This window comes from Motilimonas cestriensis, assembly GCF_021295315.1.
Lineage (GTDB): Bacteria > Pseudomonadota > Gammaproteobacteria > Enterobacterales > CBDFNC01 > Motilimonas > Motilimonas cestriensis.
In genome coordinates this window covers 64,451-87,191 of sequence record NZ_JAIMJA010000006.1, presented here as the reverse complement: position 1 = coordinate 87,191, position 22,741 = coordinate 64,451, and the positions used below count along the sequence as shown (strand labels likewise).

The 22,741-nt window shown below is 44.6% G+C and carries 23 protein-coding genes; 9 read left to right on the top strand and 14 right to left on the bottom strand.

All coding sequences use genetic code 11. The features are described 5' to 3' along the window. Positions 1 to 140: 140 nt before the first annotated feature. Positions 141 to 1,205: a uroporphyrinogen decarboxylase gene (gene hemE / locus K6Y31_RS07550; RefSeq protein WP_233052197.1), complete on the bottom strand. Its 1,065-nt coding sequence runs from the start codon at positions 1,203 to 1,205 to the stop codon at positions 141 to 143. Between the two features lie 94 nt (positions 1,206 to 1,299). Next, on the bottom strand, positions 1,300 to 2,115 hold the full coding sequence (gene nudC / locus K6Y31_RS07545; protein WP_233052196.1) for an NAD(+) diphosphatase: 816 nt from the start codon (positions 2,113 to 2,115) through the stop codon (positions 1,300 to 1,302). A 138-nt stretch (positions 2,116 to 2,253) separates the two neighbouring features. Between nudC and rsd the strand changes: the two genes are divergently transcribed. Continuing rightward, positions 2,254 to 2,733: a sigma D regulator gene (gene rsd, locus K6Y31_RS07540; RefSeq protein WP_233052195.1), complete on the top strand. Its 480-nt coding sequence runs from the start codon at positions 2,254 to 2,256 to the stop codon at positions 2,731 to 2,733. 86 nt (positions 2,734 to 2,819) lie between these two features. Here rsd and fkpA read toward each other — a convergent pair whose 3' ends face one another. Beyond that, a complete protein-coding gene (gene fkpA, locus K6Y31_RS07535) occupies positions 2,820 to 3,647 on the bottom strand; it encodes an FKBP-type peptidyl-prolyl cis-trans isomerase (RefSeq protein ID WP_233052194.1) in 828 nt (275 codons plus the stop codon). 131 nt (positions 3,648 to 3,778) lie between these two features. On the opposite strand from fkpA, the gene K6Y31_RS07530 reads away from it, so the two are divergent. The 4 genes from K6Y31_RS07530 to K6Y31_RS07515 all read left to right on the top strand — a co-directional run bounded on the left by K6Y31_RS07530 (position 3,779) and on the right by K6Y31_RS07515 (position 8,541). Continuing rightward, positions 3,779 to 4,768, top strand: a complete 990-nt coding sequence (locus K6Y31_RS07530) for a WD40 repeat domain-containing protein (protein WP_233052193.1) — start codon at positions 3,779 to 3,781, stop codon at positions 4,766 to 4,768. Further along, positions 4,761 to 4,982 (top strand): SlyX family protein, encoded by a 222-nt coding sequence (locus K6Y31_RS07525; protein WP_233052192.1) that lies wholly within the window; start codon positions 4,761 to 4,763, stop codon positions 4,980 to 4,982. The genes K6Y31_RS07530 and K6Y31_RS07525 overlap by 8 nt, the downstream gene beginning before the upstream one ends. Before the next feature lie 662 nt (positions 4,983 to 5,644). Next, positions 5,645 to 7,108: a TldD/PmbA family protein gene (locus K6Y31_RS07520; protein WP_233052191.1), complete on the top strand. Its 1,464-nt coding sequence runs from the start codon at positions 5,645 to 5,647 to the stop codon at positions 7,106 to 7,108. A 2-nt stretch (positions 7,109 to 7,110) separates the two neighbouring features. Beyond that, the gene (locus K6Y31_RS07515) at positions 7,111 to 8,541 is read left to right on the top strand and encodes a metallopeptidase TldD-related protein (RefSeq protein WP_233052190.1); all 1,431 of its coding nucleotides are present in this window, start codon (positions 7,111 to 7,113) and stop codon (positions 8,539 to 8,541) included. Positions 8,542 to 8,595: 54 nt separating this feature from the next. Here the strand turns inward: K6Y31_RS07515 and K6Y31_RS07510 are convergent, their stop codons facing one another. The 4 genes from K6Y31_RS07510 to K6Y31_RS07495 all read right to left on the bottom strand — a co-directional run bounded on the left by K6Y31_RS07510 (position 8,596) and on the right by K6Y31_RS07495 (position 11,218). Then, the gene (locus K6Y31_RS07510) at positions 8,596 to 9,312 is read right to left on the bottom strand and encodes a hypothetical protein (protein WP_233052189.1); all 717 of its coding nucleotides are present in this window, start codon (positions 9,310 to 9,312) and stop codon (positions 8,596 to 8,598) included. A gap of 203 nt (positions 9,313 to 9,515) precedes the next feature. Next, complete coding sequence (locus K6Y31_RS07505) at positions 9,516 to 10,187, bottom strand: hypothetical protein (RefSeq protein WP_233052188.1); 672 nt, start codon at positions 10,185 to 10,187, stop codon at positions 9,516 to 9,518. Between the two features lie 284 nt (positions 10,188 to 10,471). Beyond that, complete coding sequence (gene slyD, locus K6Y31_RS07500; RefSeq protein WP_233052187.1) at positions 10,472 to 10,999, bottom strand: peptidylprolyl isomerase; 528 nt, start codon at positions 10,997 to 10,999, stop codon at positions 10,472 to 10,474. A gap of 12 nt (positions 11,000 to 11,011) precedes the next feature. Continuing rightward, the gene (locus K6Y31_RS07495; RefSeq protein WP_233052186.1) at positions 11,012 to 11,218 is read right to left on the bottom strand and encodes a YheV family putative zinc ribbon protein; all 207 of its coding nucleotides are present in this window, start codon (positions 11,216 to 11,218) and stop codon (positions 11,012 to 11,014) included. A 108-nt stretch (positions 11,219 to 11,326) separates the two neighbouring features. Here K6Y31_RS07495 and K6Y31_RS07490 point away from each other — a divergent pair, with 108 nt between their 5' ends. Beyond that, on the top strand, positions 11,327 to 13,246 hold the full coding sequence (locus tag K6Y31_RS07490) for an ABC transporter ATP-binding protein (RefSeq protein WP_233052185.1): 1,920 nt from the start codon (positions 11,327 to 11,329) through the stop codon (positions 13,244 to 13,246). A gap of 77 nt (positions 13,247 to 13,323) precedes the next feature. Here the strand turns inward: K6Y31_RS07490 and K6Y31_RS07485 are convergent, their stop codons facing one another. The 3 genes from K6Y31_RS07485 to K6Y31_RS07475 all read right to left on the bottom strand — a co-directional run bounded on the left by K6Y31_RS07485 (position 13,324) and on the right by K6Y31_RS07475 (position 15,575). Beyond that, on the bottom strand, positions 13,324 to 13,506 hold the full coding sequence (locus K6Y31_RS07485) for a hypothetical protein (RefSeq protein ID WP_233052184.1): 183 nt from the start codon (positions 13,504 to 13,506) through the stop codon (positions 13,324 to 13,326). Between the two features lie 102 nt (positions 13,507 to 13,608). Next, the gene (locus K6Y31_RS07480; RefSeq protein WP_232799836.1) at positions 13,609 to 14,232 is read right to left on the bottom strand and encodes a bifunctional 4-hydroxy-2-oxoglutarate aldolase/2-dehydro-3-deoxy-phosphogluconate aldolase; all 624 of its coding nucleotides are present in this window, start codon (positions 14,230 to 14,232) and stop codon (positions 13,609 to 13,611) included. 215 nt (positions 14,233 to 14,447) lie between these two features. Then, positions 14,448 to 15,575 carry an immunoglobulin-like domain-containing protein gene (locus tag K6Y31_RS07475; RefSeq protein ID WP_233052183.1) on the bottom strand — a complete coding sequence of 376 codons (1,128 nt, stop codon included), beginning with the start codon at positions 15,573 to 15,575 and terminating at the stop codon, positions 14,448 to 14,450. A 243-nt stretch (positions 15,576 to 15,818) separates the two neighbouring features. Between K6Y31_RS07475 and K6Y31_RS07470 the strand changes: the two genes are divergently transcribed. Further along, positions 15,819 to 16,346, top strand: coding sequence for a DUF1543 domain-containing protein (locus K6Y31_RS07470; RefSeq protein WP_233052182.1), 528 nt, complete (start codon positions 15,819 to 15,821; stop codon positions 16,344 to 16,346). 3 nt (positions 16,347 to 16,349) lie between these two features. On the opposite strand, the gene K6Y31_RS07465 is transcribed toward K6Y31_RS07470, so the two are convergent. The 4 genes from K6Y31_RS07465 to K6Y31_RS07450 all read right to left on the bottom strand — a co-directional run bounded on the left by K6Y31_RS07465 (position 16,350) and on the right by K6Y31_RS07450 (position 20,728). Beyond that, positions 16,350 to 17,477, bottom strand: coding sequence for a methyltransferase (locus K6Y31_RS07465; protein WP_233052181.1), 1,128 nt, complete (start codon positions 17,475 to 17,477; stop codon positions 16,350 to 16,352). A 78-nt stretch (positions 17,478 to 17,555) separates the two neighbouring features. Beyond that, positions 17,556 to 19,910 carry a bifunctional diguanylate cyclase/phosphodiesterase gene (locus tag K6Y31_RS07460; RefSeq protein ID WP_233052180.1) on the bottom strand — a complete coding sequence of 785 codons (2,355 nt, stop codon included), beginning with the start codon at positions 19,908 to 19,910 and terminating at the stop codon, positions 17,556 to 17,558. 2 nt (positions 19,911 to 19,912) lie between these two features. Beyond that, entirely contained in the window at positions 19,913 to 20,569 is a 657-nt protein-coding gene (locus K6Y31_RS07455; RefSeq protein WP_233052179.1) for a cupredoxin domain-containing protein, read from the bottom strand. Next, positions 20,570 to 20,728, bottom strand: coding sequence for a hypothetical protein (locus K6Y31_RS07450; protein WP_233052178.1), 159 nt, complete (start codon positions 20,726 to 20,728; stop codon positions 20,570 to 20,572). Between the two features lie 132 nt (positions 20,729 to 20,860). Between K6Y31_RS07450 and K6Y31_RS07445 the strand changes: the two genes are divergently transcribed. Together K6Y31_RS07445 and K6Y31_RS07440 are read left to right on the top strand one after the other, a co-directional pair. After that, positions 20,861 to 21,823 (top strand): alpha/beta hydrolase, encoded by a 963-nt coding sequence (locus K6Y31_RS07445; RefSeq protein WP_233052177.1) that lies wholly within the window; start codon positions 20,861 to 20,863, stop codon positions 21,821 to 21,823. Positions 21,824 to 21,874: 51 nt separating this feature from the next. Continuing rightward, positions 21,875 to 22,399, top strand: coding sequence for an RNA methyltransferase (locus K6Y31_RS07440; protein WP_233052176.1), 525 nt, complete (start codon positions 21,875 to 21,877; stop codon positions 22,397 to 22,399). Positions 22,400 to 22,741 lie beyond the last annotated feature (342 nt).

The following is a 22,741-nucleotide window of genomic DNA, read 5'->3' as shown; positions in this document are numbered from 1 at the left end:
ACACGAAAACGATATAAAGGCGGTGAATGCGCAGGCTAAGCTTAGGTGATGAAGAGGCCCCTATCAAATTAATCCTACCGACACAAAAAGGCCGCTGAGACGATTTTCGCGTCAGCGGCCTGTTGCAGGGGATGCTAAAGTTACTTGTGGTAAGGCTGACTTAGCTCATGTACTGCATCAATAAACACGCCCGCGTGCTCTGGATCGACATCTAAGTGAATACCATGGCCCAAGTTAAACACATGCCCCGTGCCTTCACCGAAGCCTGACAGTATGTGCGCCACTTCTTCACGAATACGCTGTGGCGGAGCATATAGCATGGAAGGGTCCATGTTACCTTGCAATGCAACTTTATCGCCAACACGGGCTTTAGCATTGGCGATATCTATAGTCCAATCTAAGCCTATGGCATCACAACCTGTTGCTGCGATATCTTCAAGCCACATGCCACCGTTTTTAGTAAAGAGAGTCACAGGCACCTTACGGCCATCATTTTCACGCGTTAGACCATCAACAATTTTCGCCATATATTGCAGCGAAAACTCGCGGTAATCACGCGGTGACAACACCCCGCCCCAAGTATCAAAAATCATTAATGATTGTGCACCCGCAGCCACTTGCGCATTAAGGTAGCTGATCACTGAATCGGCCACTTTATCAAGTAGCAGATGCAAAGTCTTCGGCTCAGCAAATGCCATTTTCTTAATTTTAGTGAACGCTTTTGATGAGCCGCCTTCCACCATATAAGTCGCTAATGTCCAAGGGCTTCCTGAGAAGCCAATGAGAGGTACTTCGCCTTTTAACTCGCGGCGAATCGTGCGCACAGCATTCATCACATACTGCAACTCACCTTCAGGATCGGGGATACCAATTTTATCAACATCGGCCTTACAAGTGATTGGGCGTTCAAACTTAGGGCCCTCACCCGTTTCAAAATATAAACCTAACCCCATCGCATCGGGAATAGTTAAAATATCCGAAAACAAAATCGCAGCATCAAGAGGAAAACGGCGTAATGGCTGTAGTGTCACTTCACAGGCAAGTTCAGCATTTTTACATAACGACATAAAATCGCCAGCCTGCGCGCGCGTTGCTTTATATTCAGGTAAATAGCGGCCTGCTTGACGCATCATCCATACCGGCGTTTTGTCGACAGGCTGTTTTAGCAGCGCTCTAAGGTAACGATCATTTTTTAACTCGTTCATAAAACTTCCATTGCATTGATTCTGTCGCGAATTGTAGCAAAGCCCGCCATCAAGGGAAAAGTAAATGTCAGCCGAACGTGACAACTCACCGTGATTAACGGCAACGCTGACGCACTTTTTCAATTAAGTGCCGTGCAATCGTGCCATGAGGCGGTAACAAAGGCAGGTTATTAAAATCGTACCAGTTAGCGTCGTTTAGCTCGTGCTTATCAATGTTTAGCTCACCACTGTCATAGTCAGCAATAAAGCCCATCATTAACGAATGGGGAAATGGCCAAGGTTGGCTTTTCACATAGCTAATATTTTTAACCTTGATCCCAGCCTCTTCAAACACCTCGCGCTCAACGCACTGCTCTAAAGTTTCCCCTGCTTCAGTAAAACCAGCTAAGGTAGTATAAATTTCTTGGCCCGGCTTGTTATGGCGTACATGGTTGGCTAACAATACTTGCTTACCCTTTCTGATTGCCACGATAATACAGGGCGACACGCGCGGATAGCAGCGATGACCACAGTCATAGCATTTCATCGCCAGCTCCCAGTCAATACGGTGCATCTGCTTACCGCATTGGCCACAAAAACGATGGGTATCAAGGAAGTTTACAACTTGAAACGCGCGGCCAGCCAAATTGAATAAATCATCATCAACTTTACCCAGCAAATAACGCAAGCCTTGATATTCCCCTAATCCCATATCAGTAGAGGCATCGGTTAACTGGAACAAGTAAGCCGGCGTTTCTTCAAACTGACCAATATGAATACACTGCTCAAGGGCTAAATCGGGAAACGGTAACTCTTTTAAACAACCAAAAGGCACCGGCTGTTGGCCATTGGTCACTAGTAATTGACCATCACAGATAATGAACCACCATGCCACCAAATCAGGTGATAGATGGATTTGATTATTTTGCAAAATTAAGTCCTCACAATTTCCATATAGCTCACAGTTATACATGAAGCGGGATTCAGTAACCAAATTAGAGTTGACGATAAGCGTGCTTTTCATTACTTATATCAATATGGCAATAAAAATAAAAACCAAGGACATAATATGCTAACCAAACTTGAACAAGCAAAACAGGAGTGGGGTGGTACATCTCATATTATTGACAATTGGTTAAATGACCGCCAAAAAGTATTAGTTGAGTACTGCGAACTGGCTGGCTTACCGCCATATAACAAAGAGCAGCATTCGCTGCCGAGCCTTGAGCAAATACAAGCATTTTGCCAATCTTTAGTTGACTACATGTCAACAGGCCACTTTGAAGTGTATGACCAAGTGGTTTCTGAATGTGAAAGTCACGGCGAGCAAAGCGCCAAATTAGCCCAAGACATTTACCCGCGAATTTCAGATACGACCGACTCAGCACTTGAGTTTAACGATAAATACGCTGATAAGATTGATGATGAGGCAGCCGAGGACTTTGATCATGACTTGTCACAACTAGGACAAATCATGGAACAGCGATTCGAGCTAGAAGACCAACTATTAGCCACATTGCACCAAAAGCACCTGCAGCCAGAAGCATAATACTTAGCTAGACACGTTAATCGTTACCGCTAATAAATAAAAAAGGGCGCTCACTGAGCGCCCTTTTGTTTTGTTATCAAAGAAACTTATTCAGCTGGCGTTTCTGCAACCGCAGATTCAGCTTCCGCCTTTTCAATTGAGATTAGCTCAACATCAAAGATTAACGCAGAGTGAGGAGGAATATTACCCGCACCTTGCTCGCCATATGCTAGTTCAGCAGGAATAGTGAACTGGTATTTAGAGCCAACAGACATAAGTTGAACACCTTCGGTCCAACCTGCAATAACGCGGTTAAGCGGGAAAGTAGCTGGCTGACCACGAGTGATAGAGCTATCAAATACTTCGCCGTTTAACAAACGACCTTCGTAATGAACAGTTACTGTATCTTCAGCACTTGGCTTGTCGCCTTCAGCAGCCGTTAATACTTGGTACTGTAGACCAGAAGCCGTTGTTGTTACGCCTTCTTTTTTAGCATTCTCAGCTAAGTAAGCCGTTGCTTCAGTTTTAGCCTTCTCAGTCGCTTCAGCTTGTTTCGCTTGCGCAATTTCACTTAGCTTTTTGTCGTACGCTTGCAGTGTTGCAATCACATCTTCGTCTTTCAGCTTTAACTCACCACGCAGTGCATCTGAGATACCCGCAATAATTTGCTCTTTATCTAATGTCACGCCTAGTTGCTCTTGCTCAGCTAACGTCTTTTCAATGTAACGCGAAACCGATGCACCAATCGCATATGCTGCTTTTGCATTTTCATTCTCAAATTCTACAGCAGGTGCTGCTGAAGGGGCAGTTTCAACTGCTGCAGATACCGCTTCAACTTCAGCCACTTTAGGGGCTGTTTCTGCTGACTTATCATTACAACCCGCAGCAGCGAGTACAGCACCAGCAAGTAGCGATATCTTAAAAATATTGTTCATGTAAATAACTCTCCCAAAAAAAAATCGCCTCATCGCGCATAATCAAAACACAAAGAGGGGCTTAGCGTAATAAATCCATTTATACTAACGCTATCACGCAGCAAACAAAACAAAATTAGTAGACTATAAAGATGACAAAAGGTGCAATCTTTCTATCTGTGATCTCGGCAGTCTTGTTAACTGCATGCAGCGGTGAGCAACTGTCAGCCACAAAAATCGAACACGCGGCTGAAGGCGCGTATGACGCTGATATTTCAACAGATGGACATTACAGCGTTATTTCGTCCATTCACCACGGCATTAGCCTATGGGACAATAAAAAAAATGCGCTTAAATATCAATGGAGCCATCAAAATGATACGCAAAATGGCGTATTTTTGACTAAATTTTCTGATGATGCCAGCCATGTGGTCACCGCCAGTAGCGACGAATTCGTGGTCTGGGACGTTGCGACAGGTGAAGCCAAAGGCTATTACAAAATTCCTGAATCTAATATTCGAGACATAGTGATCTCAGCACAAGGACGTTACGTGCTGTATGGCTTAGCAACAGGCAAAGCGGTACACATTGATTTAGAAACAGGAAGACGCATTGAGTTTCTCGGCCATACCGAAAAAATAAACGCGGTAGATATGTCGGCCAACGGACATTATGCATTAACTGGCGGTAATGATTATACCGCCTACTTCTGGGACACCCGCACCGCACAAGTACTGCATCGCTTTTCTCATCCCAGCCGAGTGACCATGGTTAAACTAGAGCGCGAAGGTAAGTATATTTTTACCGCTGACAACCAAAAACAAGCCAATATCTGGAGCATGCAAACGGGCCAGCCTGTTAGTCGACTAAAATTTATCGCCCGCCAAGAAATTTTCAGTACCGTACGCTTTGTTGAGCAAGGCAAATATCTACTAACAGGGTCACCAGCCCGCATGCTAGCATTATGGGACAGTCAAACTGGCCAACAATTACAAAAATGGCATGTTAGTCCAAGAAAAAACAGCCGACCGAAAAGCGCTGTTGTATACTCAGCCACTTTAGCAGATGGGCAAATCCTCAGTGAAAGCTCAGCTGGTTTTTTTGAAACTTGGACTTTAGACAAGAGCGTACCCCATGAATAACCTTGAAGAAGTGATTACTCGACTAGAATATTTAGAAACCAAGGTCGCGTTTCAAGACGATACCATTGAGGCGTTAAACACTGAAATCGCATCGATGCAAAACCGCCTTGAATTACAACGCGAACAAATGAAGTACCTAGTCAATAAAGTCAAAGATGTACAAAGTGGACAAATCGCTCGCGAAGAAGACGAAACCCCTCCTCCTCACTATTAACACAAGCGCTAGACTTAACTGAACAGCGGTCATGGATTTTTAAAGCAGCGTTACCGCTGACACTCAGCATCAATATTTGCGCGCTAGTGAAACTAGACCGAAAAATATTGGGCCATCAATGGCTAAAACCAAATAACTTCACCATGCCGATTTAAGGCTTCTTAAAGATAAAGTATGGTTTACGGCAAAATTTCGTTTTCAGAGATGAAAACAAAAAGCGTATAGGGACATACACCCAAACAATCTCATGATACAGCGCTCAACGTTATTTACTGGATATTGTTTGGGTCTATTCACCGCGTTTTTGCAGTAAAGCATACTATTTCGCTTATCCAAGATCAGGGTTAATTAACAACCCGATCGTCTCGCACACTGACACTGTCGGACTCAAATACTGCCTAGAAATAACAAACCTAGCGTATTAACCCATGAAAAATCAGCCACCTAAAAATCACTGCTGTATAATCAATCGACATAGCAAGTGAGAAAGTTTTTAAGTGCGCTCAACCGCACGCCTAGTAACGTAAATCTAAAATAAAAGCGGATTGATTGGGTATAGATAGTTAAAACCATGCTCTGTTTCTCACCCTACCACTCACAAGTAGCTAGCATGGATTAATTTATGCCCGACACGCTACCTAAAAATAAAGAGGCTCAGTGATATGTTCGATCACGCTAGACAGGTCATCGCTTATCTAAAAGACCAAGGCGCTGACTACGCCGATATTCGCATTCATCAACAAGATGAAGAAGAAAGCATTTCTACCATGAAAGGCGATATCGACAAATACAACCTCGCCAGCAAGCAAGGCTATGGCATTCGCGTATTAGTTAATGGCGCATGGGGCTTTGCATCCAGTGAAGTGATGACCTTAACGGCGATGCAGCAAGCTGGCGTGCAAGCCATTGCAAAGGCGAAAACCGCTAGCGACTATATCCAACAAAAAGTCAGCCTTGCGCCAAAAGCGGTTATTCAAGATAGCTACACCTCACCTTGTCAAATCGATCCCTTTACCGTTTCTACTCAAGACAAACTGGCACGCTTATTACAACTCGATAGCCAGCTGGCTGATAAGCGCTTTGATTATTGGGGCGTATCGGCCAGCTTCTACAAGCGCGATATCCTCTATATTGACAGTGAAGGCAGTGAGATTCGTCGCCACCTAATTGAACTCGATGCCGAGCTATTTGCCTACGCCAAAGACCAAAACGGTGAGCAATGTCGTCGCACCTTCAACTTACCACAAGACGCCAACGGCACTACTGGCTGGGAAAACATCATCAACGATGCTCAATTTGATCACACCGCCCGCATCCGCGAAGAGTTACTGGCATTACTCGATGCCCCTGAGTGTGAAAAAGAAGTATGCGATGTGATTTTATTGCCTGAGATGATGGCACTGCAAACCCACGAAACCATCGGTCACGCCTTAGAGCTCGACCGCATCTTAGGCTATGAGTTGTCGTATGCCGGCGGCTCACACGTGGATTTAGCCGACTTTGGTCAACTGCAGTTTGGCAGTCACAAGCTCACGGCGCGCGCCGATGGCACGGTGGCTAACTCACCCGGCTCTATTGGTTATGATGACGATGGCGTTAAAGCGCGCAATGTCACCTTAATCAAAAACGGTGTGTTGCAAGATGCCATCACCTCACGTCAAATGATCATGGAAGCCAACGCCAAAGCTGGCCGTACTATTTTTAGTGCGTCAGGCGCCACCAGCCGTGCGCAAAACTACAGTAACCTGCCCATCGAGCGCATGAACAACATCAACATCGATCCCGGCCAAGATGGCAGTCTGGCCGATATCATTGCCGCCACTGAAAACGGCTTGTTAATGGAAACCCCGCGCTCATGGTCGATTGGCTCTAACCGTGAAAACTTCCATTTTGCTACCGAAGTTGCGTGGAAAATTAAACACGGCAAGATCACCCATATGGTGCGCAATGCTACCTACCGCGGTGATAGCCTGAGCTTCTGGAACGCCCTCGATATGGTAGGTGATGAACGAACTTGGCAGCTGCAACCGGTGTTTCAATGCGGTAAAGGCCAGCCCAATCAAATAATGCGCTTAGCCCACGGCATTCCCGCCTGCCGCTTTAAAAACGTTCAGGTAGGAGAATAATCATGAGCAAACAATCTACCCACAAAGCGATGCACACCACCATGCAACCTGTGCTGAAGTTACTCACAGAGATCAACACCTTTATGAAAAATGAGGGGATCACTGGCAGTATCACGTACCGCCAAGAAAGTTCACACATGGTGCGCTGCGGCCGCAGTCAAATCTCCCTTAACGTGTCAGAAGAAGGTGAGAAATACTTTGTCGAGATCCAAGCCGGTAAGCGTAAAATTTCAGGCAGTACCACCGCCCAAGCCAACGACAGCGATAAACTCAAAACACTGGTATCAACCCTGAATGAACGGGTTAAACTGATGCCAGAAGTACCCCATATGAGCCCGATGGCGGCGATTGTCCAAGGCGACCTCAACCGCTTTAATGCTGATGGGGCTCTGATTAACCTCGACTCAAAAGTGATGGTGGATCTCTTTAGACGCTGCGGTGAGCACTTTGCCCATGGCAACGTTGAAGTATCAGGTGCCTTTTCTGCCGGTGTTTACAGCTACGCAATCATCAACACCTTAGTCGACGCGCCAGTAGCTTACCAAGGCAGTGATTACAACGTCGAGCTAGTGTTACAACTACTAGACCACGACAAAAAAGAACTGCGCGTCGCCGATGTTGGTGAGGCATTAAATCAGTTCGACGCTAACTCGCTGATTAAACAACTAGATGCCAGCTACCAACTGCTCACCAATACGCCCCGTCAAGATATCGAGCCCGGTGAATATGATGTCATCTTCCATGCCGATGCCTTTGGCGATCTCATTAACTATCTCGGTTACATGGCGCTACACGGTGAAACTTACCAATACGGCATGGGCATGTTACAACAAGACAAACATCAAATCGGCAGCCAGCTGTTTGGCAATAATTTTACTATCACTGATGATCCAACCGATCCCGAGGTGTTATTTGCTCGTCCCGTTGGCGAAAATGGTATAGCGCGTCAGCCCTTTCCCCTGATCAGTAATGGCGTATTAAGCAATCAGTTTTACAGTGATAAAGACGACTGCGATCGCTTTGGCATTGCGCGCAATAATGATATGGATGTGGCCAGCATTAAAGTGGCCACAGGCAACGGCCCCGCTGACTTTGCCGCCATGGTAAAAAGCTGCGCTAAACCAACCTTATTTATTTCATTTATTCATTACATGAATTTAACCAACGCCGCCAAGGGTGAGTTCACCGGCAGCAGCCGCTTTGGCACCTTTTTAATTGCAAACGGCGAAATCAAAGCGCACTTATACAATCAACGTATCAATGACTCTTACCATCGTATCTTTAATCAAATCGAATGGTTATCGAGTCAACTCCATCACGTTAACATGTCGAGCACTTATGGCATGCGCAGCGCCAGCAGCATAGCTTGCCCGCGGTTTGTAAAAGTGAACAAGGTGAAAATAACCGGCTCGAGTGCGCCGGGTAAGGGATAATAAAGAGCGAATTAAACTAAGAAAGCGGTTGATACCGCTTTCTTAGTAAAAATGTCACAAACCAATCGTTGCCAGTTTAGGTTTTAACTCTGCAATACAAGCCTCTGCGACAAATTGCATCGCAGACTCTAGTTGCTTACCTTCCCCTTTAAAAACATCATCACGATGTACTTCTTGTCCGTCCCCTTCACCAGGGCCAATATGACACTTGTCTTGCCAAACTACGGCACCTGAGGCTGTTTCTATGAGTTTTACTTCACTGGCATAGGTAATGTATTGGGTTAATGGACTGAGTATTCTTGGGCCAAAAATACCACTATTTTCAACAAGGGCGATGTAATCGGCCTGAGAAGCCTTGATCACTTGGTTTAAGGTTTCTTCACGACTATTTGCAAGTTTCAGTGGCGTTTCAGATAGACGTATATTGTCTTGGTTAAACAAAACCGGAATGATGCGATCTGGCATTGGCTGTTTATCATGCACTATGAGTATTTTTTGCCACAATGGTAAGTCTTTTGCTTCCTCAATCGTTTTTAACTCATACTTAGGATTACCCACCATGGCCTGTAATGCTAAGCCAAATAAACCATCAAATTGCTCTAAGCCATCTTCAGGAAATGTGGTGATCATTTGCGTTCTGGTATAAACCACGTCAATTTGTTTCTGCGGTAAATCATTTGACAAGGTAGCCATTGAAACATCTTTACTCGGCAGCGTTTCACAACCAAATAAAAAGCTCGCCGCTAAGGGGATAAAAATCAACTTTTTCACACTCATTCCTTTGAAAAATATAAAAATAACCATCTAAATTATTCAATAGATTGGGAATCATATCAATCTTAGATAATGCTAAATAGGAGAGTAATATCACACAGGCTACAACTCAGGGTGAGATCGTGAGCATTTTTCAAATACCAAGTGATAAGTTATTAGACGCATACCAGCCGCATGGATGAGGTAGCTAAGCCAAATAATTAACCTGCAGAAGCGAGCCGCTTGGCTGCGGCGCAGTTTACATTCCCCCATGCATGTAAGAAGGTTTCAGTAATGGGCGTTTGCGCGAATTGAACCTTTTTCACATCCATACCTAATTGCGCCATGATGTACGCGCCGCCATATTTATCAGCAAACACCAAATCAACTCTTCGTTTAGCCAGTAAAGAAAAGCCTTGGCTTAAACTATTAACATCTCTTACCTCTAAGCCCGCATCCTGAATCACCTTATACAAGCCTCCTTTATTAAACGAGCGCAACATGGCAACACGCAGCCCAACCAACTCATTTAACGCTTGCCAATCAAAGACCTCAGGCTGACGCCAACGATAAAATGACAACGCAATAGGCTTAGTATCTAACTGGATAAACTGATAGTTATCACTTTTCATTTTCGGCGGATAAAAACTAAAACACCACTCATTCGACTCCATATGCATACCCGCTCGGGCTGGTGGCAAAAAGATAGCCTCAGGCTCCACACCCAGTGGCGCAAGCTTATTACGTAACGCAACAAATGAAATGCCAAGATCTTCACTTTGCTGGCTGGTATAAGGCGGGTACTCAAGCGCCAGCACCGATACCTTTTCAGTAGCAGTGACTTGACGGGAGAAGCAAAGCAACGCTAACAAGGCGAAGAAAATTAACGGCATCAGACTTACCTAAAAATGTTTTTTAGTATTGTAGTTAAACACTTGTGATAAATCCTTTGGCTTGCTAATTCCTTTCTGTTATTGACGCATTCAGCGAATAAATAAGCTGTCGACTGCGCGGCAGCTATTCTTATCGGTTAGCTTCCAAACCACTCAATAGCTAATTTTTTCATGCTGTTGCATAAAATCATTTTTAAGCGCCATATAAGCATGGATATTAAATGCAAAAAACCAAGGCTCAGCCTTGGTTTCTTGATTCACACTAACTCACGCTAGGTCACTACTTAGTGCTTGCAGTGCTCCCCGTGAACGTGCTCTTCTTCACCGTGGTTGTGACCACAACCGCCCGCACTGTGTACGTGGCCGTGGGCGAGCTCTTCATCAGTCGCAGCGCGCACCGATAATACTTCACCTTTAAAGATCAAGGTTTGTCCCGCTAGCATATGGTTGCCGTCTACGGTTACTGTGTTTTCTTTCACATCAGTAATTTCAACTGGGCGTGGGCCTTGGTCGGTTTCAGCGGTAAAACGCATGCCTACTTCAACACCACCTTCAGCTTCAAACAGCTCGCGTGGCACTTCTTGTACTAGGCCTTCTTGATGCTCGCCATAAGCGTCTTCTGGCGCACAGGTTAAATCAAACTTGTAACCCACGTCTTTGCCATCAAGCTCAGCTTCAAGACCCGGTACTAAAAACATGCTGCCTTGAATAAATTCAAGAGGAGCACCGCCTTCGGTTGTACCGAGCTCAACGCCGTCTGCATCATGTACAGAAAAATGGATGGATACTACTAAATCATTTTCAACTTTCATCTTAATTTCCAATTAGTTTTCGTCTGGGTTAAACACGCCAATCACTTGTTCAAACTGACGTGTGGCGCCACTTACTTCACCTGGGGCTTGGGACTGCAAGTAGTCACATTTAACGCATTGCACTTTCTCGACGTTTTGATCAACAAACACCACTATCGTGTCTTGCTCGTTACACGATGGGCAGGTTGCGCCAGCAATAAAACGTTTTCTCTTACTCATATTGCTCCCCTTTATTTTTGCCACAGTGTAACCGATCAAACAGGGTTTTTCTTCTGCTATCACACCTGTGTTAGAATCGCGGCTTATTTTTTAATGTTGAAGTAAATTATGATCACAGCCAGTGCCATTGAACTTATTCGCGGCGGACGCCCGCTGCTACAAAATGCCACCGCCAGTATCAACCCCGGCCAAAAAGTGGCATTAGTGGGTGCCAATGGCACAGGTAAATCCAGCTTCTTCGCTTTATTAAAAGGCGAACTCCATGCCGATAATGGCGAGTTAAGCTTTCCCAGTAACTGGCAACTCGCCAGTGTGGCGCAGGAGACTCCAGCATTAAATAAAAGCGCCATTGAATACGTGATTGATGGCGATCGTGAGTTTCGCCGTCATGAAGCCGAGCTTGCCGCAGCAGAAGCCGCCGAAGATGGCCATAAAATCGCCCTCCTGCATGGCCAAATTGAAACCATTGGTGGTTACACCATTAAAGCCCGCGCCGCTGAGCTATTAGCCGGCTTGGGCTTTAGTAATGAAAAACAGCAGCACGCCGTCAGTGATTTTTCTGGTGGTTGGCGTATGCGCCTAAACTTGGCACAAGCCCTGCTTTGCCGCTCAGATTTATTGCTACTGGATGAGCCAACCAACCACTTAGACTTAGACGCAGTAATCTGGTTAGGAAAATGGCTAAACGCTTATCCTGGCACCTTAATTCTGATTTCTCATGACCGTGACTTTATCGACGACATCGTGGGTAAAATAATTCACATCGAGCAAAATAAATTTTTCGAATACACAGGTGATTATTCCAGCTTTGAAAGGCAGCGCGCCGAAAAACTAATGCAACAACAAGCCACTTATGAAAAACAACAAAAGCAAGTGGCACATATGCAAAGCTACATTGACCGCTTTCGCTACAAAGCATCAAAAGCGCGCCAAGCACAAAGCCGCATCAAAGCCCTAGAAAAAATGGAACTGGCGATGCCAGCGCACGCCGACAGCCAATTTAACTTCTCATTTTTTGCTCCTGACGCACTGCCAATGCCATTGATAACCATGGAAGAGATTTATGCTGGTTACGGTGATACCCTGATTTTAGAAAAAATAAAATTTAACCTTGTGCCCGGCAGCCGTATTGGTTTACTCGGTCGCAACGGCGCCGGTAAATCCACTTTAATCAAACTACTGGCAGGCGAAATCAAAGCCCAAGGCGGCAACTTTGAGCTTAACCCTAATGCCAAAGTCGGTTATTTTGCCCAGCACCAACTTGAATTTTTGCGCTTAGACGACACGCCACTTGAGCACTTAGCGCGTTTAGCTAAAGATAAAACCGAACAAGAATTACGTAACTATTTAGGCAGCTTTGGTTTCCAAGGCGACAAAGCCCTAGAGCCCGTTGCACCGTTCTCGGGCGGTGAAAAAGCGCGATTAGTATTAGCGCTGATCGTATGGCAAAAACCGAACTTATTATTACTCGATGAGCCAACCAACCACTTAGACTTAGAAATGCGCCACGCGTTAACCGTTGCGCTGCAAAGCTTTGAAGGCGCGATGGTCGTGGTATCGCACGATCGTCACTTACTGCGTACCACCACAGATGATTTATACCTAGTGCATGATGGCCAAGTGGAGCCGTTTAATGGTGATTTAGAGGATTATCATAAGTGGCTTGGCGAACAGCAGAAAATTGATAAACAAAAAGCCGCGCCTGATAACGGGGAAAAGAGCGCTAATAGCGCCGTCAATCGCAAAGAGCAAAAGCGCTTAGAAGCCGAGATCCGTAAGAAAACCCAGCCGTTCAGAAAAGCAATGGAAAAAGCGGAAAAACAAATGGATAAGTTAAGCGCGCAACTGGCAGAAGTAGAGCTAGAACTTAACGACAGTGCCCTTTACGACATCGCACAAAAAGCTAAATTGACCAAAGTATTAGAGCAGCAACGCCAACTGAAAGCCGATATTGAAGATGCAGAGATGGAATGGATGGATGCCCAAGAGCAATTGGAAGCGTTAGAGGCGGAACTTAATTTGGCCTAAATCACCTTTTAGTCGTGACTAAATGAGTAGGCTGCTAATAAAACAAGCCTACTCATTTAATTTACATTTAACGTTAGTTAGCCTGCTTTGCGCTCACCTAACATATACCAAGCCTGCTTTTCTGCCGCAGGCTTCATTAACTCTAGCCGTTCGTCAGTCGAAAAAGATGACGCTTTAACATAAGACACAAACACGATGGTTAATAACAGCGCTGTCACTTCTAACCAAGGTAATTTGCTTAAGTGGGATAGCTTTTTCATTTTGGCTTAATCTCTTGTTGGGAATATAACAAAGATTAAGCCGAAAGCATGACAAAATAGTTAACACTTTAAGTCGTTTTAATTAAATCAACGCACCAAACATTAAGCCAATGCCGCGACTGCTTCTTTTACCAAAAGAGCAATCTCATCCCACTGTTGATTATCAATTAAATCGCCCGGCACCATCCAAGTACCACCGCAAGCCAATACCGCTTTAACGCCTAAGTAATCATTAATATTGGCAGCCGACACGCCGCCCGTCGGCATAAAGCTAACGGGATAAACCGCCGTTAACGCTTTCAACATACCCACGCCGCCAGATGGGCCAGCAGGGAAAAACTTTAACGTATCTAGCCCCATTTCCATAGCTTGCTCAACCAATGAAGGATTGTTTACGCCAGGAATAATCGGCATATTGCGCTGCTGGCAATATTTCACCGTGGTTGGGTTAAACCCAGGGCTGACAATAAAATCGACGCCCGCATCAATCGCCGCATCCACAGTGGCCGCGTTTAATACCGTGCCCGCACCAATTAACATATCAGGAAAAGCTGCGCGCATATTTTTAATCGCTTGCGCTGCAGCGGGGGTGCGAAAAGTAATTTCAGCGCATGGCAGGCCATTTTCTACTAACACTTTACCCAGTGGCACGGCATCATCCGCGTTATTAATCGCAATCACTGGTACCACTTTTAACTGTTTTAATCTTTCGTTAATTGAGCTCATGTCACTTCCTATGAAAATTAAAATATTTACCATTATCAAATCGTATAGTACCGACTTGCTAGCAGTATTGCTTTAATATGGTAAACAATTTCATAGTGAACTGCTGCTATTAGGTTGACCCGAAAGGTTTAACCCAAGAAGCTCAACCTAAGAAGGTCTATCGATAGGTCCCGAAAGGCTCAATTAAAGCCCTTCGAGATAAGAGCTAAACAAGACTACATTTTTTGATGTTGTAATAACCACTGGAACAGACTTTGGTCGTAAACATCGTAATTTGTAGCGCCTTCCCCCATAAACCCTAGACTATAAACATCATCATCAATCAAATGGCCGCCACTAGGGAAAACCGTTAACTTGGTTTCGGAGACCGAGCCTGAACAGGCTTTGAGGGTAGCGACTGCGCTAATGACATTATCACTAGGAATCACGTTATCATCAGCAGCAGTGAACGCCCAGATCGGGACTTCTTTTACCGGACAGATATCGAGCCAATACCCCATAGACAACGGCGCTGCAGCTGCAAGTTTATGGCCATACTTCTGTGCATAATCCCACGTCATATAACCGCCATTACTAAAACCTGTCATGTAGATCCGGCTTTTGTCGATCGGGTAATTGCGCTCTGCCCATTCAACAAAACTATTGAGCCTTGCCGTTACACTATCCCCTAAAGCACTCTGGCAGCGTTGTGGTGCTAATACAATAAAGGGCAATTGATTATCCCATTGATCCGTTTTAAACATTTTCACCACATTGGTTTTATCCATTCCACTCATACTGCGGCCATCAGTATCAAAGGTTTTAGAATGCTCATAACCATGATTACTGATTAATAGTGGATAGCGGGCTTTGGGATCCTCGCCAAAATTAGCGGGAAGCTGTTCATAAAACTCCCAAATAGCATCCATTTCAGTAAAAAAGCGCGGACTATATCTCGCCACTCGATCGCCATCAAGGATCCGCACCATGCGGTACTCACTCAATGAAAGGTTTTGCTCACTATCTGCAACACTATATTTAAGTAAATAATCCCCTACTTTTCCTGTGTCTAGCTTATCTAACCCTTGTACTTGTACAGCAGAAGACAACTCACCATCTTCGTTATCAAATGCCTCGACACCCGGCTCTACATACTGGTCCCCCACATTAAGCAACATCACTTTATCACCCAGTAATTGAATACTCGGCTGACCTGCTTGCTGAGCATAAGTAGGCAATGCAACCTGACATACGTCTCCAGAGCTGCCCACTGCCGCGATTTCAGAGCTCGATGAGCCACCACCGCAACCCGACAACAATAATCCAAGCGAACTACAAATAACGATTCGATCTAATAATGACATCTCAATCCATTCCTTTGATAAAAATAACACCTCTAATTAGGTAGCTATTTGTTCTCATTTTGCCGATCATCTAAATAAAAAAAACCACTTAAGTCACAAAAACATAAAGACCATGTTTTTATTAACCTTTATTCGACCTTACCGGTCTTTTCAAGCACACTCCTGCTATGAAATAACTTGAAGCAATAAGAGCTAGCTCATCACTTTTCTCGTAACATTTTTTATTTATGTGGGTAAGAATTAATGCATCGACTATTTTTAGCTTATTTAGGTGGGCGGATCAGTGGTGGGCACATTGAAATTCATGATGTGCGATTTGTACACGGGGAAAATATTACCGCCACCTATGAACAACTTAAACAGCAATGGATTGGTGACAAAGGCAGCGTCCATCTCGACAGCTATGTACTGCTTAACCACATCAATGGCTACCGCATTCAATTATTAGCACAGCAGCCAAGTAATGATCTTAAATTGTATTTTGTGAATCTAGGTGGCTACCATCCAGAACTCATGGCGGAACAGCATTGCTTTGGAGTATTTGTCGCCACCAGCCCAGACCAGGCCAAGCAACGAGCTTGGCATGAGTTACTGAAAAAGATGCAACCAATATGGCAACAAGCCCATAAAGACGACCTTATAGCCGTTGACGACTGCTTTCCGGTTTCTTTGATAGACAGCCCATTGCAAATACATTTGAGTTACGAGGGCGAACATTTATCACAATCTCAACCGTTACAACCAGATTGGTTTGGCTACCACAAGCTGTAGGGCTTATTTAACAGATTTATATATAATAAACTTGTTGTTTTGCGCCACCACGGTGGCATTACCAAATAGGCGTTTCAGCTTCTCGCCGTAGCCAAGCTGGCGATTACCGATCACGATCAGAGACTGCTTAGGCTTTAGCACGCGACGAGAATCATTAAACATTTGCCATGCTATGTGGTCGGTAATGGTATTAGCTTGATGAAACGGTGGATTACACAAAATCAAATCGGCAGTATTAGCGCTAAGGCCGTCTAAACAGTTGTTAACCATCACGGTAAATTGCTCAGCCGCCAAGCCATTTAACAGCACATTTTCTTGGCATGATTGTGCCGCCATGTAGCTTTCATCAACACTGGTGATATGCGCCTGCGGGTTCAACTGTGCCGCCTTGATGCCGATAACACCATTACCACAGCCTAAGTCAATAATCTGCTCTAAGCTTGAGTCTTGCGGGATATGCTCAAGTAGTAAGCGCGCGCCAATATCTAGGCTATCACTAGAAAACACATTGGCATGATTACTTAAGGTTAAACCATGCTCAGGTACTGACCATTGTATTGGCTGGGGTAAAGGCTTCGCCAAATCTGCATTGGGCGAACAGAATATCAAGCGCGCTTTTTTTACCGCTAACGACGTTTTGGTTTCGCCTAAATGCTTTTCAAACAAGCGCAACGTCGAGCTATGAATATCTTTTGCCTTTGCCGCCCCAATCACTATGCAGTCTGCCGGCAAAGATTGGCACAACTGCTGCAAGTGCCAAGTCAGTAGTCGGTTGTTTTTCGGTAATTTAATCAGCACCAATTGAACATTGTTCGGCAGCTCGGCCAAGCAGTCTTGAATGCTGATATGGGGTAATTGGTTTTGTTTAAGGTTTTCAATACAAGCTTGTCTGGCAATAAAGGAGTCGGTCACGCTACTTACCTTGCCCTTGTCTGCAAACCAATTACTTAGCGCGCCAAAACCATCATTAATAATCAATATTGGCCGCTCTGGATCTAATGCGATCTCTTCACAGTGATTAATTAGATATTCATCCGCAGCGTCCCACGCTTGTAATGTTTCATTGTTGCGAACGGGGTAACGCTCTAGGATCAGGGTGCGCTGATGCAATGTAAGTGAAGGTTTTATCATAACTACTAAATACTGACAGGCCGAGTGAAGTCGGTCATTGTCGCAGAAGTACGCCAAGATCGAAATACACCCATCACATTAATACAACGAGCTGTGCAGTGGCTTGGAGTGGTTCTCGTTTGGAGCGCTTGAATTTGCCTGATTAAAAGCCTGTAACCAATTCGAAAACTCATTTGCTTTAAGCGGCTTAGAATAAACATAACCTTGGATCACATCGCAACCCCGCTCACGTAAGTAAGCTATACCTTCTTGCTCTTCAACCCCCTCAGCTGTCACGCTGTAACCTAAGCCGTGGCTCAGCGCGATGGTCGTTTCTACTATCATGGTATCGTTTTGGTTATAAAGCATGTCTTGTATAAAACAGCGATCAATCTTAACTTCGTTCACTGGCAACACTTTTAAATAGGCAAGGGATGATTGGCCCGTACCAAAGTCATCAATGGCAACTGAAATACCAAGGTTTTTAAATACCTGTAATACTGCAATCACCGTTTGTGGGTCTTTCATTACTGCGCCCTCTGTCACCTCAATGGCGAGCGCTCTAGCTGGCACTTGATGCTGTTGCAATAAATCTTGAATAAGGGTTGGCAACTGTAAATTAAGTAAATCATGAGCCGATAAATTCACCGCAACTTTCAGCTCTAAGCCCTGCTTACGCCAATCAGCTATTTGCACCACAGCTTGTTGCAATACCCACTCACTGACTAAGCCAATATTGCCAGAATGCTCGGCCAAACGAATAAACTCATCGGGTGGAATAAAGCCTAAATCGGGATGTTGCCAGCGGATCAACGCTTCAGCATCGCGACAAACATTGGTTTGAATATTGACCTTAGGTTGAAACTCTAAATGAAATTGCCCCTGTGCCAACCCCGCAGTCAAATCACTAATAATCGTTAATTCACGTTGATACTGCTCATCTTCCCCAGCTAAATAAGTCGCTAAAGCTTTATTTTCAAGACAGGCTTTAGCCAGCGCAATTTCAACGCGGCGTAAGATCACATCAACCGAGCCGCCATGTTGAATTAAGTCCAGCACACCGGCGCGCACAGTAAGCACAATATTAGAGCCTCGTACTGGAAATGGCTGCTCAAGCTCATCTAAGGTGTCGCACAATTGCTCGCGATTTATTCCGTTTTTGTATAGCAAGAGAAACGCATCTCCATCCACACGCGCAATAAAATCTGCTGCAGGAGTAATCGTTTCCAAGCGCCGAGCAAAGCGCACTAACAAAGCATCGGCGTTAGCAAAACCTATCATGTCGTTAATATGGCGAAAACGCTGAAGGTCTAGCAGCACCAAATGCCCGGCTAAATCACCATTAACTTCACGCAGCATTTGCTTAGCAGACTCGCGATTGTGTAGCCCCGTTAAACTGTCATGACAAGATTGATACTTGAGATCGGCCTCGCGCGAAGCCACATGGCTTTGCATTTCATTCATGCTGCTAGCCAGACTCTGTAGTTCGGTGGGCGCGTCAACAATTGGCTCTGGGTGTTCGCCTTTACCTATCTCCTGCGCATAGCGCACTAAGTTCATAATCGGGCGACTTAAACTGCCTGACAACCAAAGGGAAACCAGTAACGCAAGAGATAAGGTAACAGTAAAAATCAGCAACAAACTATTGCGCAGTTGAATATAACTCAACTCCCACGGCAAATTTGATAAATGCAAGACTGCCCACTGATCATTGCTTTTCTCATTAAGTAAAATAGAGTACGACAGGTAGTTTTTGGGTAGGCCTTCTTTAGCCATCTTAGCCATATTCGGTAGCTCAGCCAGTCCGTTCAAAAAGTCTGCTTGCTCTGATTTCGCCAGCGTAGAAGAAATACTTGGCGACTGGTCAGGTGAAAAATGAATAAAACTCACATCCACCCCAGTAATGGCTTGCGCATCTTGCGCAACTTTTTGGTCCAAGACAAACCCCATTCCGACCCAAGCAATTAACAGAGGCGCTTTAACGGGCTGTAACACAAATTGATAGCTCACCCCATCAACGTCAAGTACAGTCGAAGAACTAAAGTTATTTGCCCCTTCGGCTAAGGTGTTTAACGCCTTAATTTCGGGCTCATCCACCCTAGGTAGGCTAGCACTGATTAACTCACCGCTAGGAGAAAGCAACACCACAATATCAGCATCAATCCGATTACCTTGGTTTTCCAGCACCGACGCAATGGTTTCTTGCTCGCCCGTTGCAATGGCTTGGCGAAAACCAAAATCTGCCGCGAGTACCGATAAGCTTTTATTAAGTTCTTTCGAGCGGTTTTTTAATACATCTAAAAATACATTAATCCCCACGTCTAAACTTTTTTGTTGCTGCTTTAATCTATCCTCGTGCATCGCCGTTAACACCGACACAGCGGTGCCTAACTGCACAACCGTTAACACCAAAATAAATACCACCACTAACCGCGTTCGGTAGCTTTTAAACATAGTTATCTCTCTTGATAATTGGGATAGCTGGCTGGCTTAGTCACCGGCTTAGGCAGATTAATCGGTAACATAAAACGCAATGAAACGGCTTTATCGGTGAGCTTTAGCGTCTCGCGATCCTGATGCTTTTTTTGCCATGGATGCCATAACTTAACCTGATAAGACCCAGTATTAATGTCAGAAAAATGAAGCTGTCCCTTACTGTCGGTGACGGCTACTAAGCTTGAGTCTGCAACATAAATATGCCCCTGCATGCTGTCATGAATATTACAGCCAAGCGCCACTAAGCCCGGATTTTGAAAGATAATAGGTGCGTGAGGCCTGCCCTTATACAGTTTTATTTCAAAGGTTTTAGCCGGCGAAAAGGAATAAACATGATGGCGAGTTGCATCAAGATTGGGGAAATCAACCACGGCATTGCGTGGCACCGCTAATACAAATGGCACAAAGGATTTATTCTGCTGCACCATCTTGTAATTCAGTTCAACCGCCGCGGGTACGTCAATGCCTTGAGGGGCAATCAACTCAACCACCGCATCCTTTAGTGGCTGCCCCGTTTGATCCGTCACTTGCACCGACAACGAGGCAGCATAAGCGTTAAAAGTAATACCGCTAGTAGCCATCAAAAGCGCAACAAGATATCGCGACACAATAGGCATTTAACACTCCCATAAAAAAACCGCTGCAAAGAATTTAAAGCTTTCTAACTCGGAATGATATTTTTCGTGGTCCAATACCTTCCTAACAAATCTTTCTAAACCAAACCTTACGCTAAAACCACCACGACCAGCGCGATAAAAAGCGGCGTCAAAATTCATTAAACTCGTCCATAGACTATGCGATAAGAATGGCTATTTCGCCAACGCAAAGGCAGATAAATAAAAGATTAATCAATTACAAAACACAGCTGGTAAGTTAATCTATTTGTTATTTATTCGAGCGATAAAATCATGCCTTCACCCTATCAACACTTCAACTTACATAGCCCGTCGCTAGCCTACAACTTACTGCAAGATACGCCTGAACGAGAGACGCTTGTTTACTTGCCTTCTAGCTATCAAACAGAACCCGATCGACGCTATCCAGTGATTTACTTACTCCATGGTTTTGGTGGCACGGCCAAAGGCTGGTTTTCCGAACAACCGGGCGAGCCTAGTTTGCACCAGACCATGGCGCAGCTAATAGCGACAAAACAAGTTGAAGAGATGATTATAGTCGTGCCAGAAAACAGTACTCGCTTTACCTGCACTGGCTATAACAACAATGACGTTCAGGGCCACTGGCTTGACTTTATTTGTCATGATTTAGTCAATGCCATTGAAACGGAATATCGGTGTTTGGGCGGCGCCAAGCATCGCGCGCTGATGGGGCATAGTTCAGGAGCAGACGCCGTACTGAAAACCCTTTTTTATAAACCCGGCTTTTTCCAACACGCCTTTGCCATGAGCCCAGCCAACCTACACAGTGATGACGCCGTTTTTTTTAAACAGTTATTCAGCGACAACCACGCGGCCTTAATGCAAGCCGCTCAAGGCGAGCTTGCCATAGAGCAGCTTGATGTCTGGCAACACCTTATAATCTGTCGCTTACAACATGCACTGCCCGATGTGAATAACCCACCGCTATATTGCCGCTTTCCTGAACAAGAAAGTGATTGGCAGCAACTGGCTACTCACGCCTTTAATTGCGTTATTCCCACTCACGGCCAACATTTAAAAGACGTCAACATAGCCATTGATATCGGCAGCCAAGAAGATACTCACCAAAGCTGTCTCAATTTAGTGAAACAGTTTAATCAGTCGGGAGTGGCCGTTGAACTGTTTGAATTTGATGGTGGTCACGTCGACCATATGGGAAAAAGCCTTGCTTACGTTTTACCTTGGCTTAGTCGTGCGCTAACAAGCACAGATTGATAAAATCAGGTAAACTGAGCACCATTCTCGACTTACTACTATTTACTTAATATGACGAAAAACACAGACGTCACCATCGGTTTAACCAACCCAAAAAGTGCGACTAATGTTGGCGCGGTGATGCGCGCCGCCGGCTGCTTTCAAGTTGACCGCGTACTTTACAGTGGCGAGCGTTACGATCGCACTTTAAAGCTTAACACCGACACCAAGAAAATCCGCTCAAGTATTCCTCTCACTCAGCAAAATTGCTTGTTAGACAATAAACCTGCAGATGTAAAACTGGTGTGTGTTGACTTAGTCGTGGGGGCAACACCACTGCCCGAATTTGAACACCCTGAAAAAGCCCTTTATATTTTTGGCCCTGAAGATGGCACCATTAGTCAACAAGTGATCGATCAAGCCGATGCCGTGGTTTATATCCCCACCATAGGTTGTTTAAATCTCGCCGCTTCAGTTAATGTGCTCTTGTATGACAGAAGCACGAAATTGGCGCAGCTAAATGCCAGTGACGAGTTAATACACAATAGCCGAGACCGCAACAACAAGGTCAAGGTAAAACCAATACAACATAAATAACTACTTTGGCAAGGCTGGACGATATTTTTAAACCACCTTGCTACTTTCTTCTGACGCTACTTTTCTTTGTTTATTAAATCAGCTCATTCCTAAACTCAAACAGTCTTAGATCAAGTCTTAGACTCGCCAAGTAACATGCCAACACCTTGTATTTAAGATAGTTAACATTAAAAACCATGAAAAGTGTAACGTTTTTAACAAACAATAATTTCTTAATAAAAAGCATAAAAAACAAACAAAATAAAAATCATCAAAGTTAAATGAACAAACCACCACTAACATCCAACATTAACACTAAAGTTAGCATGATATTTTAACTTTAATAGTATTTCCCACTTTCAA